Raw genomic sequence first — 18,396 nt, 5'->3', positions numbered from 1 at the left:
CCTGCTTTTAATTGAACAAATATCATTGTATCTAAACACTAGAAATACATGGATCTTATATTACCTGGCTCTGGCTTAATCATTTGGCAATTAATAGGATTTCTTGCCTTATTGTTTCTTCTAACAAAGTTCGCTTGGAAGCCAATCTTGGCTGCTTTGGATGAGCGTGAAAAATCAATTGAAGATGCCCTAAAATCAGCAGAGATTGCCAGAAACGAAATGGCGAATCTAAAGGCTGAAAACGAGCGGATTCTACATGAGGCTAAAATCCAGCGTGATGAAATGCTTCATAAAGCAACTGAGCATGCCAAGCAAATCATCGAGGAAGCAAAAGAAAAAGCACAGCAAGAAGGAGCTATCCTTTTAGAAAATGCCAGACATGCTATCCAAACAGAGAAGAAGGCAGCTGTTGAGGAAGTGAAAGTTTTAGTAGCTACGTTGTCATTGGACGTAGCAGAGAAATTGATCAAGAAAAACTACACCACTGATGCTGCTCAGAAAGCATTGGTAGAAGAGTTTGTGAAAGATATTAAGGTAAACTGATATGTCAGATATTAAGGTAGCATCCAGATATGCCAAAGCCCTTCTCGAGCTTGCGATTGAAAAAAAGCAGCTGGAAGAAGTGACGGCGGATATCAAAGAACTTCTTGCTGTTGCTGAAGCCAATCGTGAATTTCAACTACTTCTTCATAGTCCGATTGTCAATGCTGACAAAAAGAAGAACGTGATTCATGCACTATTTGGTAAGCATGCCAATGCGATTACCTTAAGTTTTTACGACATCGTAACGCGCAAAAACAGATCCAATGTATTGGTAAGTACAGCAAAGGAGTTTGTAAGACAATACAATGTACATAAAGGCATTCAGGTGGCTTATGTGACTACTACCATACCTTTGACAGACGAGTTGAGAAAATCTTTCCAATCTATAGTGACTGATATTTCAGGCATGAAAAATATTGAATTGGTAGAAAAAATCAACCCAGATTTGATCGGGGGTTTTGTATTGAAAGTAAATGACAAATTACTCGATGATTCCGTAAGCGGTAAATTGAGAACGTTAAGAACTAGACTTGCTCAACGTTACTTTGTCAAAACATATTAATCATTCGTTAACAAATAATTGAACATATAATGGCACAAGTTAGACCTGATGAGGTTTCAGCGATTTTGAGAGAGCAGCTCTCCAATGTCAAAACTGAGGCTGAACTTGAAGAAGTGGGTACCGTACTCCAGGTAGGTGACGGTGTTGCCCGTATCTATGGACTTTCCAAAGCTCAGGCAGGTGAATTGCTTGAGTTTGACAATGGTTTAAGAGCGATGGTTCTTAACCTTGAAGAAGACAATGTGGGAGCCGTACTTTTTGGTGATTCCAAATTGGTAAAAGAAGGTGACAACGTAAAGAGAACCAAGCAGATTGCATCTATCAAGGTAGGTGAGGGTATGCTGGGTCGTGTTGTTGATACATTGGGTAATCCTATCGATGGTAAAGGTCCTCTTCAGGGTGAATTGTATGAAATGCCTCTAGAAAGAAAAGCTCCTGGGGTAATCTACAGACAGCCAGTTACTGAACCGCTTCAAACAGGTATCAAAGCGATTGACTCCATGATTCCAATCGGAAGAGGTCAGCGTGAATTGATCATCGGTGACCGTCAGACTGGTAAGACAGCTGTAGCTATCGATACTATCTTGAACCAAAAAGAATACTACGAAAAAGGAGAGCCGGTATTCTGTATCTACGTTGCCGTAGGTCAGAAGGCATCTACAGTAGCGGGTATTGTTTCCGCTTTGGAAAAAGGCGGCGCACTTCCTTACTCTGTGGTTGTATCTGCTGCTGCTTCTGATCCAGCTCCAATGCAGTTCTTTGCTCCATTTACAGGTGCTTGTATTGGTGAATTTTTCCGTGATACAGGACGTCCTGCATTGGTGATCTATGATGACCTTTCCAAGCAGGCAGTTGCTTACCGTGAAGTTTCTTTGCTATTGAGAAGACCTCCGGGACGTGAAGCGTATCCAGGTGACGTATTCTACTTGCACTCCAGACTATTGGAAAGAGCTGCTAAAATCAATGCATCTGATGAGATTGCTAAGCAAATGAATGACTTGCCTGAGTCTTTGAAGCCTTTGGTAAAAGGTGGTGGTTCTTTGACCGCTCTACCGATTATCGAAACTCAAGCTGGTGACGTTTCTGCCTATATTCCGACTAACGTAATTTCCATTACAGACGGTCAGATCTTCTTGGAGACCAACTTGTTTAACTCTGGTATCCGTCCTGCGATCAACGTAGGTATCTCTGTATCCCGTGTAGGTGGTAATGCGCAGATCAAATCCATGAAAAAAGTTGCCGGTACCTTGAAATTGGATCAGGCGCAGTTCCGTGAATTGGAGGCGTTTGCTAAATTCGGTTCTGACTTGGATGCATCTACCAAAAGAACAATCGAAAGAGGTAGAAGAAACCAGGAGATCTTGAAGCAAGCACAGTATTCTCCTGTAGCTGTTGAATTGCAGGTGGCGATCATCTATGTATCTACCAAAGGTTACATCGATAACGTTCCTGTAGAAAGCGCTCGTCAATTTGAGAAGGAATTCTACAACTTGTTGAAGAGTAGCCACCCAGAGGCATTGGAGCTAGTTTTGAAGGGTAAAATCGATGAAGCTGGTAAAATCCTTGAAGCAGCAGCGAAGGATTTGGCTACAAAATTTGCTAAAAAATAAATTTCTCAAGGGAGGTCTAAGCCCCTCCCTTTCAATTTTATATTTCTGACAATAGCATCTTATGGCTAACTTAAAGGAAGTAAAACAAAGGATCACTTCTGTAACCTCTACTCAGCAAATCACTAAAGCCATGAAAATGGTGGCCGCGGCCAAGTTGAGAAGAGCACAAGACAGAATCCTAAAAATGCGTCCATACTCTCAAAAATTGACAGCAATCCTCAATGATGTGGTAGCTGCTATGGGAGGTGAATTGCAAATTGCCTATGCAGAGCAAAGACCGGTAGAGCGCGTCTTGATCGTTCCTATGACTTCAGATAAGGGTCTTTGTGGAGCTTTCAATTCTAACGTATTGAAAAGTACTTCTACTGCTATCCATGAGACTTATGCCAATGCCGAGGTGACCGTATTGCCGTTGGGTAAAAAAGCGTATGAGTTTTTCTCTAAAAGAGGCTACAAAACTATTGCCGATCATTACGAAGTATTCATGGATCTAAGCTATGACAGAGTCCGTGAGATTGCTACCTATGCTATGGATGCGTTTATTGCAGGTGAGTATGACCGTGTAGTGTTGGTATATAACCACTTCCGTAACGTTGCTACCCAAGAGATTCAGGTGGAACAATTTTTACCAATGGAAGGTGCTTCTGTAGGTGGAAATGATACGATGTCCATCGATTATATCTTAGAGCCTACCAAAGAATATGTGATTGAAGAACTTGTGCCAGTAGCTCTCAAAACACAATTCTACAAGGCAGTTTTGGATAGCAATGCTTCTGAACATGGTGCGCGTATGACCTCTATGGACAAAGCGACGGAAAATGCAGGAGAGCTCCTGAAAGATTTGAAATTGATGTATAATAGAAGCCGTCAGGCAGCAATCACCAATGAGATCCTTGAGATCGTTGCTGGTGCCAATGCCTTGGAAGGTAATTAAGCATACCAACAATACAACCCAAACATCAAAACCACTTTCGAGTGGTTTTTTTGTTGATAGCCAAAAAAGTTCTGTAGATTGTCAGGCATGAATCAAGGAATATTCCATAGACTCTGGTCCCTTTTTTCCATTTTATCCTTGGATGTGGTAGTGGGTGCGCTTGCGGGTATGTATTTTTTTGGGAATGTTTGGGATGTAGTACTAGCTCCGGAAATTTATCTATTGTTGGGATTGGCTGTTTGGAGTGTGTATACAGGAGATCATTTACTGGATGTCCGACATGCCTCACCTATGGGTTTTGTTTCCCGACATGAATTTCATCGTAAGTATTGGAAGGTCTTAGTGCTGCTCATGATTGTGGGAGTCATTGTTGCTTTGGGTATTTTGATAAGTGTTCCCAAGACGCATTTCATTATCCCCTATGGACTGGGATTGGGTTTGTTGATTGGAATATGGTATCTTTTGCTAACCTTTAAGAAAGATCAGGTTGCCCATTTCAAGGAATTTATTACTGCCTTTGTATATACTCTCGGGATTGCTTTAGCTCCTTGCGTATTGGCTTTGGAGGATATACAACTGGTGCACATCAGCCTAATCCTAGGCTACTTTTTGATTGCTTTTGCCAATTTGGTAATCTTAAGCTATTTCGATCGAAGTTATGATGACGTGCATGCCTTTGGATCTATAGGTGCCCGATTGAGCGAAGCGCAGCATAAAAATCTTTGTTTTGGTCTGCTCTATGTGATAATAGGAGGACTGATAGTGGCAATGATGGTTGTCTTCTCTTATTATAGGCTCTTTTTTGGGATTCTACTGTTGATTGCGGTCATTCATTTTAGGCAATTCAGCGCTTCAAAAGAAAAAAATCATGCAAGAGCTGTGATGGAAATATCCTTTTCTTTGCCATGGTTACTTTGTTTATTTTGAAGCTTTATCTATCAGTTTGTAGGTAATTTCGTTGAAGTAGGCTCCATTTTGCGGACCAAACCAATTCATATCCCGCACTTCGTATTTGGGCAAATCATAGTATTCATCGGGCGTGATGTATCCAATGTATCCTCCATTGAAGCAGGTCACAATCAGATTGAGTTTCTTGGCTTTTGCGTAGTCTTCCCAAGCTTTCATAAATACGCCGGATAATTCTCCACTGGAGCTTAAGAATAGCGTATTTCCCAATTTGACCACATCCATATGCGGGTTAGTACTGCCAAATAAGCTGTTGAATACCCAGGGTCGGAGTCGAACCTTTTCACTGATCCGATAATGAGCTTTTCGTAAGTGAATAGGGATGCGTCCGGCTAAGATACTAGGCTCTTTGTTGGTGCTAAAGGATTTCATGTTTCCCATGATTTGTTGGCTGAGGGTTAGCGCATACTGTTCTACAGCGCTTGTGTCCTTGCCGTCAGCTAAGGGTTTGTGAGAACCTACTGTACCTGCGGCAAATAGGGTGAAATCGTAGTGTTTTTCTTCCAGGAATTTGGATAGGGCAGAGGGATAATCACCCGAAAGACCCATAAATTTTCTATCCATAATCGTAGGGTGGGCACTGTAGCTCAGAAAGGTCGCATTTTTCCCGTCTTTTCTACGGATGATCAGTTGACGCACGTAAGGGTCAATGCTGTCTCCTTCTATCAAGCGATTAGCCACCAAGTCTGTTGTCAGAGATTTTTGAAAAAATAAATCAGCAGTATCCAAAGAAGCAACAGCCGTTTCAATGGATTCAATCGTTCGCTGCTGAAGATTTTTTACAAAAGACTTGTCATACCCCCCAAAGGCGACCTTCCCCAAGAGCCCAGGAATATGCCCTCCTAAACCCGAATGTGTATGGGTAGCTGTGAAAAAGGTATGTTGAATCGGGAGTTGGGCTTCGGCGATGCTGTTCAGGATAGCTGCTTCCAGGGTAGGATGGATAATCATGAACTCATAATTGAGGAATAAGACTGTACTGATTCCGTTGCTCACTACCAGCGCTTTGACAAAACTGCTATCTTGGACAAATTCATAAGGGCCTCTAGGTTTGTAGCCCAATAAGCCCAGTGGTTTATCGGGAGTTACATTGGATTTTGCCCAAGATGCCAGCCAAATACTGCCTTTACTTTGGGGAATATCCATGGTATCAATTATGGTCATGGTCTGCTTATAATAGTCAGATTCCCTGTAATCACTTCTGTCTACCCGTGTAATCAGTAGGGTGGTAATAAAAAACACGATCCCCAGAGTCCAAGCTGAAATTTTGAATGTTCGCTTAATCTGTGGGGACATTGGTTATGGGCTTTGTAAGGCTCTAATATAGAGGCTAATCTTTGTTCAACCTAAAACTAGCCTTGAAATTAATCAAATCTCCAATTGTCTTCTATAGAGTTGAATGGTGTTTTCCAGTCCATAGTACAGGGCATCGCAGATCAGGGCATGACCGATAGAAACCTCATCAAGGAAAGGGATACATTCTTTCAAGTACCTCAGGTTTTGAAGGTCCAAATCATGTCCAGCATTTAAACCCAAACCTAGGTCTTTGGCGATAGTAGCTACTTCAGCGTAAGGTTTGACGGCCAATTCTTTATTGGCGTGGAAATGCGCTGCATACGGTTCTGTGTACAATTCTACCCGATCGGTACCGGTCAGTTTGGCCGGTTCAAAATACTTTACCTCCGGATTGATAAAAATGGAAACACGGGTACCGTAACTTTTCAGTTCTGCAACAATGTCTTTCAAAAGCTCCAAATGCGTAATGGTATCCCAACCACTGTTGGATGTCAAGACATGAGGAGGGTCTGGTACCAAGGTAGCTTGGGTGGGTTTTACCGTACGGATGATTTCCATAAAGCGCTCATCCGGATAGCCTTCAATGTTGAATTCAGTGGTCACGACTGGAGCTAGGTCCAACACATCTTGGTAGCGGATATGTCGTTCATCAGGTCTAGGGTGTACCGTTATACCTTCCGCTCCAAACCGTTCGGCATCTTTGGCAACCTGCACTACATTGGGGTTATTGGCCCCTCTGGCATTCCTGATAGTGGCGATTTTGTTAATATTTACGCTTAGCTTAGTCATTTCGTGAATAATCAGATATTTTTGTGTTACAAATTTACACCTATAATACAAACAACAAGACAATGAGTTTAAAGGCAAGTGTAGAAAGTGAAATAAAAAAGGCCATGTTGGCTAAAGACAAAGACCGTTTGAGAGCATTGAGAGCTATCAAGTCTTTGATTTTGTTGGAAGAGACCAAAGCAGGTGGTGGTGATGGTATTTCGGCTGATGAAGAATTAAAGTTGTTGACCAAAGCGGCTAAGCAGCGCAAGGATTCGGCGGATATCTATAAAGAGCAAAACAGGGAAGATTTATATGCGGTAGAAATGGCCGAATTGGAAATCATTTCTGAGTTTTTGCCCAAGCAGCTATCTGCGGAGGAATTGGAGGCCGAGTTGAAAGCAATCATTGCAGAGGTAGGTGCAGCAGGCCCCAAAGATATGGGTAAAGTGATGGGAGTAGCTACCAAATCCTTGGCAGGCAAGGCGGATGGAAAAGCTATTTCACAGAAAGTAAAGGAATTATTGAGCTGATTCATTGGCAACACTCGATCTCATAGTCTTCCTTTTGTTAGGGATTGGCGCATTCACGGGCTACAAACAGGGGTTCTTTATCAGCATCCTGTCCATTGTAGCCTTTGTTTTTGCCTTGGTGATGGCTTTTCAGTTGATGGGCTGGGGAGCGACGATCTTATCCCAACGGGTGGAAAACTTGACGTTCATGTTGCCATTTGTAGCCTTTATCATGATTTTTTTGGGAGTGATTCTGATTATCAGAGGGCTTGGTTTTTTGGTGAAAAAGACATTGGATCTCACCTTATTGGGATCATTTGATAATATTGCAGGGGCCGTGCTAGGTGTAATCAAAACTGCCTTTACCATCAGTCTGTTTATCTGGGTAACAGTTTCCTTTGAATTCAGTTTTCTTCAAGACTGGCAAGAAAAGTCAACCGTTTATGCATACATTGAACCCATCGCTCCCGTATTCATTCGCTGGATTGATGCCTATATCCCTTTTATTCAAGAGACCATTAATCTTATCCAAGAACTAGTCAACGCTGCCACTGATGGTATTATTAATTGATAATTTTGATTCCTTTTCCCATATGCTGGCGGATTATTTCCTGCGCTTCGGGGTGGAAATTAAGATTTACCGCAACGATGTTTCCTTAGAGGAGTTGCAGCAGTATACATGGGAGGCATTGATTTTATCGCCTGGTCCTGAAACTCCCCAAAAAGCAGGAAACCTGATGAAGATTTTGGGGTATTACCATGATAAATTGCCGGTTTTAGGGATTTGCTTGGGACATCAGGCCATAGGAGAGTTTTTCGGAGCTACCTTACAAAAGGGGAGAAAGCCCATACATGGAAAGGTGCACGAGGTAGTTAAACAAATGGTGCACCCTGTGCTGACCAATATCCCACAACAGTTTGCTGTTACCCGTTACCATTCCTTGGAGTTGGTAGATTTGCCGGCTTGTTTGCAAGTCTTGCTCGAAACAACAATTGGGGAAATCATGGGGATAGCTCACCAATCCTTGCCGATTATCGGTATACAATACCATCCTGAAGCAGTCCTAACAGAATATGGTGAAGAGCTTATCGAGAATTTCCTGCAAATGGCGGGATTACTTTCCATGGAAAAAGACCTTGTGTAGGTTTGGACTTTAAAAAAAACACGCATTTTGAACAAGGATGGTCTTGCCATCGTTTTTATATTCGATATCAATCCATATATTTAGGTCATGCAGGCATTCGAATACATCAACAATCTTATTCCACCACTCAAAATTACCGATCAGACCGGTAAAGCACTTCTTTGGATGGAAGAGATTCGTACCAATTGCCTACCTGTCGTACAGGATAAATTTTTCAAAGGATTAGTCACTGATGAGCAAATCTACACGCTTAATCAACCCAAGCTGACCATGGATGCTGTGGAGTTAGAAAATCAGGCTTGTTTCGTGTACTTGGATAAGCATATTTATGATGTGATTCGGACTGCGGCAGAGTTTCATACCAACATGGTGGCTGTATTGGATAAAAATAACGAATATCTGGGTGTGATTACCATGGAGGATGCCATTACAGCCTTTGCGGATAGTTTGAGTATTCAGTCAAACGGTGCTGTAATCGTACTTTCCATGTTTATGACCGATTATAGTATGTCTGAAATCGCCCGGGTGATTGAGTCAGAAAATGCTAAAATTCTTAGTAGCTTTATAGCAAGTGATCCTTTGGATGACAGTAAAATAAAATTGACCCTAAAATTGGATAAGACCGAGTTGAGGCATGTGAAAGCCACATTGGAGCGATTTGGCTACCATGTGTTGGATCACTATCAAGAGCAGGCAGGTGTAAGTGAAGATCAAGAACGTATCGATAACTTATTCCGATTTTTGGATATCTAAACCCTTCCTTCATGAAAATTTTCCTTCACGGGATTGGATTCAGTAAGGAGTTTCTTCCTTACGTCGAGCAGCTGATTGCCATTTTGGAATCACATCAGTTTACAGTATTTTTTACTGAAAGTTTTTCCAAATCACTCAAAAAGCACACAAGTAAATTTCAATCTTCTCATAGCATAGTATCTTCTTCAGAGATCTCAGAAGCTGATTTTGTGGTTTCTGTGGGTGGCGATGGGACTTTGCTTGATGCAGTCAGTATGGTGGGGGCATTGGAAATCCCGATTATTGGTATAAACACGGGAAGACTGGGCTTTTTAGCCACCGTAGCCAAGGAAAATCTCGAGCAGGCCATCGATGATTTGGCACACCAACAATATACCATCGAGAGCAGGACTTTGGTATGCATAGAGTCCAATCGTCCATTGCTAAATGGGCTGAATTTTGGTTTGAATGAGTTTACGATTCACAAACGTGATACTTCCTCTATGATTACGGTCCATACCTATATCAATGGTCAGTATCTGAATAGTTACTGGGCAGATGGCCTGATTGTGGCTACTCCTACGGGTTCTACAGGTTATTCTCTGAGCTGTGGTGGGCCATTGATTACACCTGGAGCAAAGAATTTTGTCATTACACCGGTGAGTCCGCATAACTTGAATGTCAGGCCAATTATAGTACCGGATGATTCCGAAATCACCTTCAGCATTGAGGGAAGGTCTGAAAAGTTTTTGGTTTCCTTGGATTCACGTTCTACTGCAATTGATGCGAGCTATCAGCTTAAACTCAGGAAAGCAGATTTTGTAGCGAAATTGGTCAAGTTTCAATCCTATTCGTATTTTGATACTTTGAGGCAAAAGCTCAACTGGGGTTTTGATATGCGGAACTAAAAAAACTTTCCTTTTTCTTTTGGGAGAAGATGGAGATAAAATAGTAAATTCGGCGGACAAATTAAGTTTTCTTAACACTTGTTCTTAACAAAAATTAACCCTACGAGCAATAGAAAGGGTTTTTATATCGTTGAGTACTTCATAAATTGCACTGTCTTGAACGTAAAAGCTCTTCTTAGGCTAGTAAGTACTGGCATTTTGACTATGATTATTTCGTTGACTGCTCTGGAAACTCGGGCACAGAAATATGATTTAGGTGGTGGATTGGGTGTAGCAGCTTATTCCGGAGAAATTGTCAGAAGGTTAGATCAGGGAAGGGTGGGGCTTCAAGGGACGTTTTTTGGCAGACGAAATTTTGACAATGTATGGTCTTTGAGAGGAGGGCTATCTTTTGCACGAATCAGTGCGGCGGATAGTATTACCCGCCTAGATCCGGCAGCTGTCTATCGGGATGCCTTCTTCAAAGGTAATATCTGGGAGGCAAGTGCTGTGATGGAGTACCATTTCTTGGATTTTATGCATCCTCAGGCACAGTTTAGGTTTTCTCCATATGGCTTTTTTGGTCTTGGATTTACCTATTATTCGGGAGAAGGGAGATCTTTTCTCTTGGAACAGCCGGAGCGTTATAGGACGACTACTCCTGTGATTCCTTTTGGATTAGGTATCAAGTATCGATTGAATGATCGATGGATATTGGCTGCTGAATTGGGTTTTAGAGCTACATTTACCGATAACTTGGATAAAATAGAAGGGAATCTGAATGTGATACCGCGTTTTGAGCCGCCTGCTAACGGACAACCACAGGCATTTGGCTATAATGCAGCTAATTACAGTGATCGGGATTGGTATTATTTTTTTGGGTTGACCATTAGTTACAGCCTGAGTTCGGTTAAGTGCTATGCTTATTAATTAATTAGCTATTCACGTAGATTATTGAAAAAGAAATAGCATTTTTGTACCTCCAAAAAACAACATGCGATTTCGGCATTAGGAATGAAGGAACAAATAGATAGGCAAAACATCCCACAACATATAGCAGTCATCATGGACGGAAATGGGCGTTGGGCTCAAAAAAAAGGTGCCATGAGGATTTTTGGACATAGAAATGCTCTTACAGCAGTGAGGGAAACTATAGAAAGCTGTGTAGACTTAGGCGTGAAATACTTAACCTTGTATGCGTTTTCTACGGAGAACTGGTCAAGGCCTCAAGACGAAGTAAATGCCCTGATGGAAATACTAATCAATTCCATCACTAACGAGGTGCCTACCATGATGGAAAATAATATTACCCTATCTTCCATAGGGAATATTCAATCCCTTCCTGATAGTGCACAGAGAAAACTCCAAGAAGCATACGAGCTTACCAAGTCCAATACTGGATTAACGGTATTTCTAGCCCTGAGTTACAGTGGGCGTTGGGAAATACAGCAAGCGGTCCAAGACATTGCCAAAAAATTAGTCAATCAAGAAATAAACCTAGAGGAAATTACACAGGAACTCATATCAGCACATATGAATACGGCAAATGTGCCTGATCCGGAGTTGTTGGTCAGAACAAGTGGGGAATTGCGCATAAGTAATTTTCTTTTATGGCAGATGGCCTATACGGAGCTGTATTTTACAGATACCCTATGGCCTGACTTTCGAAAGGAACACTTATGGGAAGCCATCTTGGATTATCAAAAAAGAGAAAGAAGGTTCGGGAAAACCGGAGCTCAGATAAAAGGAAAAGGTTGATGAAAAAGATTACAGTACTGATTTTTCTGCTGCTAGTGGTAGGAATAGCCGAGGCCCAAGTAAGGCTTGGACAGAGTCGCTATACCCCGTCGCGTCCAGTGAATATCTTGGAATTAAATTATTCCAAGCCACAAAAGTTCAGGATTGCGGAGATCAAAGCAGTTGGATTAACAACGCTGGATGAAACGGCGATCATTTCACTTGCGGGGCTTCGGGTTGATGACGTGATTTCTGTACCGGGAGACGCTACAGCCAATGCTTTGAAAAAGCTTTGGGGTCAGGGGATCATCGGAGATGTAAAGTTGTTGGTGACCAAAATTGAAGGAGATGATATTTTTCTTTTGTTAGAGTTGACCGAGCGTCCACGTTTTAGTAGGGTAGAATTTACCGGGGTTACAAAAACCCAGGAGTCAGAATTGAAAGACAAGATTAAAATCCGTGGTCGAGTTGTGCGTGATGATGTGTTGAGTACTTCTCAACGTAACATCCGTCAATATTTTGTGGATAAAGGTTTTTTAAATGCAGAAGTGAAAGTTGTTCAGGAGCGGGATACCACACTTCCTAATTCTGTTAAACTCCGATTTGATGTAGATCCGAAAACGAAAGTTAGAATCAATCAGGTCAATGTTTACGGGAATGAAGAAATCAGCGATAAAAGAATCAAAGGAAAGTTAAAGAATACCAAGGAACATGCACGTATGCACTTGGTGCGTGATATTTGGTCTCGTATTACCAATACTACCCCTAAGTCAGCAAAAGAAGCGATTGTGTACAGAAATGTAGCCTCAGATGAGGAAGTGAAACTGTATATCAACCGTACCATGAAATTGAACTTCTTTAATTCATCCAAGTATGTGGCTAAGGAATTTAAAGAGGATAAAGAGAAAGTAATTGCTTTTTACAATTCCCGAGGATACAGAGATGCCGCTATTTTGTCAGATTCTACCTACCGATTCTCCGAAAATACCATTAATGTTGATTTGACATTAGAGGAAGGGGTAAAATACTACTATAGAAATATCTCTTTTGTAGGAAATTACTTACACTCTGATAAAGAATTATTGGATCGCTTGGGTATTCAAAAAGGAGATGTCTATAACAAAGAAAGACTGGAGAAGCGCCTGAATTATGATCCACAGAAAGGGGATGATGTGAGTTCCCTGTATCAGGATAACGGATACTTGTTTTTCCAGATCGATCCGGTTGAGGTGATGGTCGAGGCAGATTCCATTGATATTGAGATGAGGGTCTTTGAAGGACCTCAGGTGACGGTGAATTCTGTAACTATCCAAGGGAATGAGCGTACTTCAGACCACGTGGTGATGCGTGAAATCCGAATTCTTCCAGGACAAAAATTCAACAGAAGTGCATTGGTTCGTACCATCCGTGAATTATCTCAATTAGGATACTTTGATCCTGAGAATATTGAACCGGATATGCGTCCAAACTTTGAGGATGCCACGGTGGATATTATCTTCAAATTGGAAGAGCGTCCCAATGACCAAATCGAGCTTTCCGGTGGTTGGGGTGGATTCTTTGGATTCGTAGGTACTGTTGGTCTAGTATTTAATAACTTTTCGATCAGAAATATCGGGAATTTTGAAAAATGGAGACCACTTCCTGTAGGGGATGGTCAGCGATTATCATTGAGAGTACAGGCGAACGGTCGTCAGTTTCAAAACTATTCTGTCTCTTTGACTGAGCCTTGGTTTGGAGGTAAAAAACCGAATGCCTTGAGCGTGAGCTTTAATCACTCTGTTCAGCGTCAAGTGGATTTCTTTAACCAACAAAATCCTGGACAGGAGATTGGTTTCTTCAAAATCACGGGTGCTACTGTTGGTCTTTCCAAGCGGGTTACCTGGCCGGATGATTACTTTATGTTCAGTACAGCCTTGGCCTTCCAGATCTATGACTTCTTGAATTTTGGTAACTTCTTTGGATTGAGTTATAACACAGGAAAAGCAAATAGCTTGGCCTTGAATACAACAGTGGCCAGAAATAACGTAGATAACCCGATTTATCCAAGGTTTGGTTCCAACATAAATCTGACAACTTCGTTTACTCCTCCGTATTCATCCCTCAATCCGAATATTGACAGAGAGTCACCGGATGAGGAACGTTTCCGTTGGTTGGAATACCATAAGTGGATGTTTGATGCTTCTTTCTACACGCCTGTTTTTGGTTCTTCCAAGTTTGTGATTTCGGGAAGAACGCATATGGGTTTCTTGGGTTCCTATGGAAACAGAATTGGGATAATTCCTTTGGAACGATTTGTGATGGGTGGTGACGGTATGAACTTCAATAACTTCGCCTTAGGTCAGGAAATCATTGGTTTGAGAGGTTATGAAAACCAAGCAATTACTCCAGGAGGTGGTGCTGCCCGAGGACAAGGTGGAGCATTTGGGGGGATTGTGTATAACAAACATGTGATGGAGCTACGATTCTTAGTGTCTCCTAATCCTTCTGCAACAATCTTCTTGTTAGGTTTTGCTGAGGCGGGTAACAACTGGGGACAATATGCCGACTTCAATCCCTTCAATCTGAAGCGCTCTGCGGGTTTTGGTGCAAGGATCTTTATGCCGGCCTTTGGCTTGCTAGGTCTGGATTGGGGATATGGATTTGATAGCTTAGAAGATATTAATCCTGCCTTAAGAGGAAGGTCAGGACCACAGTTCCACTTTACTATTGGTCAGCAATTTAGATAACCATGAAAAGCTCAGTTAAATTGTTAATTTTGTGCTGCCTTGGGCTCTTATTAGCAAATGGGAGCTATGCGCAGAAGTTTGGCTATGTAGATACGGAATATTTGTTGAACAAGCATCCGGATTACAAGCTGATTCAGACAGAGTTAGAATCTTTAAGAACTGAGTGGACAAAACAGGCACAATCTTTGGAACAGGGGATCAAAGAAATGTATGCCAGCCTCAAAGCGGAAGAAGTCCTGCTTACTGAGGAGATGTACAATGAGCGTATGAAGGCGATTCGGGAGAAGGAGAAGGAATCCCAGACCTTCAACAATCGGATCTTTGGACTCAACGGGCAATACTATCAGAAGCAATTGGAGCTTATGCAGCCCTTACAGTCCAAAATATTCGATGCCATTGATCGGGTATGTAAGCGCTATGGGTTGGCAGTTTTATTTGATAAAGCTTCCGGTCCCTTGCAGATGATTTATTCAGATCCGAGACATGATTACTCGGAGTTTGTATTGGAAGAATTAGGAATTAAAAATTAATTAAAATAGAAGCAAAAATGATGAAAGTTAAAGTTATCCTTTCCGCAATCGCTTTGTTTTGCGTAGGATTTGTAGCTCAGGCTCAGGACTTGAAGATTGGTTATACCAATGTAGAGTTACTGATTGATTTAATGCCGGAAATGGAACAGATCGGCGCTGATTTGCAGGATTATCAGGCACAGTTGCAGACGAATATTCAGACAAAAATCGCTGATTTCCAGAGAAAAGTTCAGGCTTTCCAACAAGCAGCGCCAACCATGGCAGAGGATGCGTTGAATCAGCGAAGAAATGAACTTCAGAGACAAGAGCAGGAATTGCAGAAATTTGAGCAAGATGCTCAGGTATCTTACCAAAGAAAATTGCAGGAATTGCTAGAGCCAGTACAGCAGAAGGTATTCAATGCCATCAACGCAGTAGCTGCTGAGCATAATTACACGCATATTTTCTCTGAGACAGCAGGTAATGCTCCTGTATTGTTGTATACAAGAGACGAAGACAAATTCACGGAATTGGTTATTGCCAAATTAGGTATTACCCTACCTGAGAGACCTCAGCAGTAAGAATTACCGACGTAAAAAAAAAGGCGCTTTGGGAAAAGCGTCTTTTTTTTGTATACGTGTACACCATTTAGATTATTAAGGCTTTATCCCTCATACCAAAAATCCAAAGGATTAGGGGTTTTAAACTGATATCCTAAGCTGACAATCTTTGCTGCCGAAATTTCTTTCCAAGGTTCCTGAACCTGTGCATAAGATGCTGGAGGAGGAAAATCTAGGTCGGCTGCATTTTTTTCATATACTTCTTTTCGAAGAGGATGGATTGGACATACGCCGTTGATAAGTTCATTCCAAATACCTTTCTCTAAGACAAAAGCTGCAAGACCTACTGCATCCTCCTGATGGATATAATTGACAGGGCTGTTACCTTGTACCTGTTCTTTTCCTGAAAAATACCTGCCAGGAATCCTGTTGACACCCAATAAACCTCCGTAGCGGATGATAGTCAAGTCGTAATGCTTATTGTCCAGCAAGAGTTGCTCTGCTTGGTAAAGGCTTAAATTGCCGGTATTGGTGGAGTTGATTAGGTCGTACTCTTGCCATACCTGATTGGTATCTGGATATACAGAGGTAGCCGATACATACACTACCTGTTTGACTCCATAGTGATCGATCAAAGCCCGTAGGTATTTTATCTGCTCGGGATGAAAAGTAGCCGGTAGATGTCTCGTTCGTGGAGGGATGTTGATAAAAAGAATATCGGTTTGAAACAGCTCGTTGAACCCTTCACCGGTAGGATGTGGATTAAGGTTGAATAGATAAGTAGTAAGGCCCTCTTGGCTAAGTTTATCAACTTTTTCTTGACTGGTAGCACTTCCTTTAACGGTGTATCCCAGAACTTGAAGCTGCTTAGCAAGGGGAAGTCCAAGCCAGCCAAAGCCAATGATCGAAATTCTTTTGTTTTGCATTTTTGTAAACTCTTGTAACTTTCTTTATAAAAAAAGGGGATTCAATCCCCTCATCTTATTTGTCTTTTTTAGGCATGGTTCCCAACAGGAAGTCCCATAATGGGGAACTTACCCCGAATGCTGCATCAGGATCTTTGTAATGATGTACCGCATGGTTTACCCACAGGATTTTTAAGAAATTTTTGGGAGGCTGATAGGCATGGACGGCGTAGTGCACCCCAAGATAAGCAGCATATCCCAACAAAAACCCAGGTAAAAAGAACAAGGCAAAATCACCCATGAGCAGGGTAAATGCACCATAAAAAATCAATGCATAAGCTGCACTGATAAATGGAGGCATAGCCAATCTATCCTTGTCTTTAGGATAATCATGGTGAACACCGTGAACGGTGTACTGTAATTTGTCTTTGGCCGGTGTATCCGGTTCCATGTGGAAGAAATGCTTGTGCATCATGTATTCCACAAATGTAAAAGCTAACAAACCGGTCAATAAAACCAACAAACCCATACCTAATTTGATGTTTGTAGTGGTAACGGCGTAGTAAAAAGAAACTGCCGAAATCAATAAAAACATGGTAATTGGGATGCTGATGTGTGTTCTGGATAATTTTTCTAACACAGGGTTTTTAAACATCTGCGCTGAGCCGTTATTATCCGGACGGTCCAATCTTCCAATCTTTTTTAAGGTAGCCATTCTTAGTAGTTTTTGTCTAATTCTCCTGTTTAAACAAGATTATTTCCGTTGGTCAGTAATTTCGTGCAAAATTAAACTAGATTCTCACAAAACTGTTCAAAAACTTTGCCTAAGTTTCTGCGATTAAGAGTTTTGTAAGAATAAAGTTTTCGAGCGTTCAATGGTCTTTTCGTAGAATGAAACGTATTTAGGTAGAATATTGGTTACATCAAATTCTTTGGCTCGTTGCAGGGCATGTTGTTTGAATCGTGGGAGATTGGCATCATCTAAGATTTCTTTTGCTTTTTCAGTCATCCCATAAACATCTCCTACATTACAAACAAATCCCGTTACCCCATTTACATTCAATTCTGGAATTCCCCCTGCATTGGAAGTCAAAATGGGGACTTCACATGCTAAGGCCTCCAATGCTGCCAAACCGAAACTCTCCTTTTCGGATGGCATGATAAATAAATCAGCCACTGAAAGCACCTCTTCCACAGCTTCCAATTTTCCTAAGAAGCGGATATCATCACAGGTGCCCAAATCTCGGCAGAGTCGTTCCATACGATCCCTCTCCGGACCATCGCCTACAAGTAAGAGTTTGACCGGTATCTGTTTTCTTAATTCAAAGAAAACCATTATGACATCTTCAACTCGTTTTACCTTACGAAAGTTAGAGGTATGCACAATTAATTTCTCCCCATTGGGACAAATTGCACGTTTGAAATGCTCTTTTTTCTGTTTTTTAAACCTGTCCAAATCAATAAAATTTGGGATTACCTCAATTTCATTCTTGACAGGGAAGTGTTCGTAGGTAGCTTTTTTAAGGTCTTCCGAGACAGCCGTTACACCGTCAGATTGATTGATACTGAAAGTCACCACAGGTTCATAGCTGGGATCTTTGCCCACAAGGGTGATATCTGTTCCATGTAGGGTAGTCACTACAGGGATGTCAATACCTTCTTGCTTCAGGATTTGCTTGGCCATGTAGGCAGCAGATGCATGAGGAATAGCGTAGTGTACATGAAGAAGGTCCAAATGCTCATATTTTACCACATTGACCATTTTACTGGCAAGTGCCAATTCGTAAGGGGCATGCTCGAAAAGGGGGTAGCTTTTGATATCTACTTCGTGGTAAAATAAATTCTCACTGAAAAAGTCCAATCGGGTTGGCTGACTGTAGGTGATAAAATGGATTTGATGGCCCTCTTTGGCCAAGGCTTTACCCAATTCTGTAGCAACCACTCCGCTACCTCCGAAAGTAGGATAGCAGACTATACCGATTTTCATAGAATCTATTTACGTTT

20 protein-coding genes are annotated in these 18,396 nt (G+C 41.6%); 15 read left to right on the top strand and 5 right to left on the bottom strand.

Annotation, left to right across the window (positions count from 1 at the left end; all coding sequences use genetic code 11):
* Positions 1-48: 48 nt before the first annotated feature.
* The 5 genes from atpF (at position 49) to IE080_RS04705 (ending at position 4,576) form a co-directional block, all read left to right on the top strand.
* Positions 49-543 carry a F0F1 ATP synthase subunit B gene (gene atpF, locus IE080_RS04725; RefSeq protein WP_189579295.1) on the top strand — a complete coding sequence of 165 codons (495 nt, stop codon included), beginning with the start codon at positions 49-51 and terminating at the stop codon, positions 541-543.
* A gap of 1 nt (position 544) precedes the next feature.
* Entirely contained in the window at positions 545-1,105 is a 561-nt protein-coding gene (atpH, locus tag IE080_RS04720; protein WP_189579294.1) for an ATP synthase F1 subunit delta, read from the top strand.
* 29 nt (positions 1,106-1,134) lie between these two features.
* Positions 1,135-2,715 (top strand): F0F1 ATP synthase subunit alpha, encoded by a 1,581-nt coding sequence (gene atpA / locus IE080_RS04715; RefSeq protein WP_189579293.1) that lies wholly within the window; start codon positions 1,135-1,137, stop codon positions 2,713-2,715.
* Positions 2,716-2,776: 61 nt separating this feature from the next.
* Complete coding sequence (gene atpG / locus IE080_RS04710) at positions 2,777-3,649, top strand: ATP synthase F1 subunit gamma (RefSeq protein ID WP_189579292.1); 873 nt, start codon at positions 2,777-2,779, stop codon at positions 3,647-3,649.
* 87 nt (positions 3,650-3,736) lie between these two features.
* The gene (locus IE080_RS04705; RefSeq protein WP_189579291.1) at positions 3,737-4,576 is read left to right on the top strand and encodes a hypothetical protein; all 840 of its coding nucleotides are present in this window, start codon (positions 3,737-3,739) and stop codon (positions 4,574-4,576) included.
* On the opposite strand, the gene IE080_RS04700 is transcribed toward IE080_RS04705, so the two are convergent.
* Together IE080_RS04700 and IE080_RS04695 are read right to left on the bottom strand one after the other, a co-directional pair.
* A complete protein-coding gene (locus IE080_RS04700; RefSeq protein WP_189579290.1) occupies positions 4,568-5,911 on the bottom strand; it encodes a neutral/alkaline non-lysosomal ceramidase N-terminal domain-containing protein in 1,344 nt (447 codons plus the stop codon). The genes IE080_RS04705 and IE080_RS04700 overlap by 9 nt on opposite strands.
* 72 nt (positions 5,912-5,983) lie before the next feature.
* The gene (locus IE080_RS04695; RefSeq protein WP_189579289.1) at positions 5,984-6,700 is read right to left on the bottom strand and encodes a pyridoxine 5'-phosphate synthase; all 717 of its coding nucleotides are present in this window, start codon (positions 6,698-6,700) and stop codon (positions 5,984-5,986) included.
* A gap of 62 nt (positions 6,701-6,762) precedes the next feature.
* Between IE080_RS04695 and IE080_RS04690 the strand changes: the two genes are divergently transcribed.
* The 10 genes from IE080_RS04690 (at position 6,763) to IE080_RS04645 (ending at position 15,508) form a co-directional block, all read left to right on the top strand.
* Positions 6,763-7,212, top strand: coding sequence for a GatB/YqeY domain-containing protein (locus tag IE080_RS04690; RefSeq protein WP_189579288.1), 450 nt, complete (start codon positions 6,763-6,765; stop codon positions 7,210-7,212).
* A 4-nt stretch (positions 7,213-7,216) separates the two neighbouring features.
* Positions 7,217-7,762 (top strand): CvpA family protein, encoded by a 546-nt coding sequence (locus IE080_RS04685; RefSeq protein WP_189579287.1) that lies wholly within the window; start codon positions 7,217-7,219, stop codon positions 7,760-7,762.
* Entirely contained in the window at positions 7,746-8,336 is a 591-nt protein-coding gene (locus IE080_RS04680) for an anthranilate synthase component II (protein WP_189579286.1), read from the top strand. Before IE080_RS04685 ends, IE080_RS04680 begins: the two co-directional genes overlap by 17 nt.
* 87 nt (positions 8,337-8,423) lie before the next feature.
* A complete protein-coding gene (locus IE080_RS04675; protein ID WP_189579285.1) occupies positions 8,424-9,089 on the top strand; it encodes a CBS domain-containing protein in 666 nt (221 codons plus the stop codon).
* An 11-nt stretch (positions 9,090-9,100) separates the two neighbouring features.
* Entirely contained in the window at positions 9,101-9,976 is an 876-nt protein-coding gene (locus tag IE080_RS04670; RefSeq protein ID WP_189579284.1) for an NAD kinase, read from the top strand.
* A gap of 204 nt (positions 9,977-10,180) precedes the next feature.
* On the top strand, positions 10,181-10,885 hold the full coding sequence (porG, locus tag IE080_RS04665) for a type IX secretion system protein PorG (RefSeq protein ID WP_189579283.1): 705 nt from the start codon (positions 10,181-10,183) through the stop codon (positions 10,883-10,885).
* Between the two features lie 84 nt (positions 10,886-10,969).
* Positions 10,970-11,713, top strand: a complete 744-nt coding sequence (gene uppS, locus IE080_RS04660; protein WP_189579282.1) for an undecaprenyl pyrophosphate synthase — start codon at positions 10,970-10,972, stop codon at positions 11,711-11,713.
* Positions 11,713-14,418 carry a BamA/OMP85 family outer membrane protein gene (locus tag IE080_RS04655; RefSeq protein ID WP_189579281.1) on the top strand — a complete coding sequence of 902 codons (2,706 nt, stop codon included), beginning with the start codon at positions 11,713-11,715 and terminating at the stop codon, positions 14,416-14,418. Before uppS ends, IE080_RS04655 begins: the two co-directional genes overlap by 1 nt.
* A 2-nt stretch (positions 14,419-14,420) precedes the next feature.
* Positions 14,421-14,948 carry an OmpH/Skp family outer membrane protein gene (locus tag IE080_RS04650; RefSeq protein ID WP_189579280.1) on the top strand — a complete coding sequence of 176 codons (528 nt, stop codon included), beginning with the start codon at positions 14,421-14,423 and terminating at the stop codon, positions 14,946-14,948.
* A gap of 17 nt (positions 14,949-14,965) precedes the next feature.
* Positions 14,966-15,508 carry an OmpH/Skp family outer membrane protein gene (locus tag IE080_RS04645; protein ID WP_189579279.1) on the top strand — a complete coding sequence of 181 codons (543 nt, stop codon included), beginning with the start codon at positions 14,966-14,968 and terminating at the stop codon, positions 15,506-15,508.
* A gap of 83 nt (positions 15,509-15,591) precedes the next feature.
* On the opposite strand, the gene IE080_RS04640 is transcribed toward IE080_RS04645, so the two are convergent.
* From IE080_RS04640 to bshA, 3 genes are all read right to left on the bottom strand, one after another.
* Entirely contained in the window at positions 15,592-16,413 is an 822-nt protein-coding gene (locus tag IE080_RS04640) for an NAD(P)-binding domain-containing protein (protein ID WP_189579278.1), read from the bottom strand.
* A 55-nt stretch (positions 16,414-16,468) separates the two neighbouring features.
* A complete protein-coding gene (locus IE080_RS04635) occupies positions 16,469-17,107 on the bottom strand; it encodes a sterol desaturase family protein (protein WP_189579277.1) in 639 nt (212 codons plus the stop codon).
* Between the two features lie 123 nt (positions 17,108-17,230).
* Positions 17,231-18,379: an N-acetyl-alpha-D-glucosaminyl L-malate synthase BshA gene (gene bshA / locus IE080_RS04630; protein WP_189579276.1), complete on the bottom strand. Its 1,149-nt coding sequence runs from the start codon at positions 18,377-18,379 to the stop codon at positions 17,231-17,233.
* Between the last annotated feature and the right edge of the window lie 17 nt (positions 18,380-18,396).

The organism is Mongoliitalea lutea, assembly GCF_014652135.1.
Taxonomy (GTDB): Bacteria; Bacteroidota; Bacteroidia; order Cytophagales; family Cyclobacteriaceae; genus Mongoliitalea; species Mongoliitalea lutea.
Note: the sequence above shows the minus strand (reverse complement) of the source record. Positions and strands in the feature narration are given on the sequence as shown.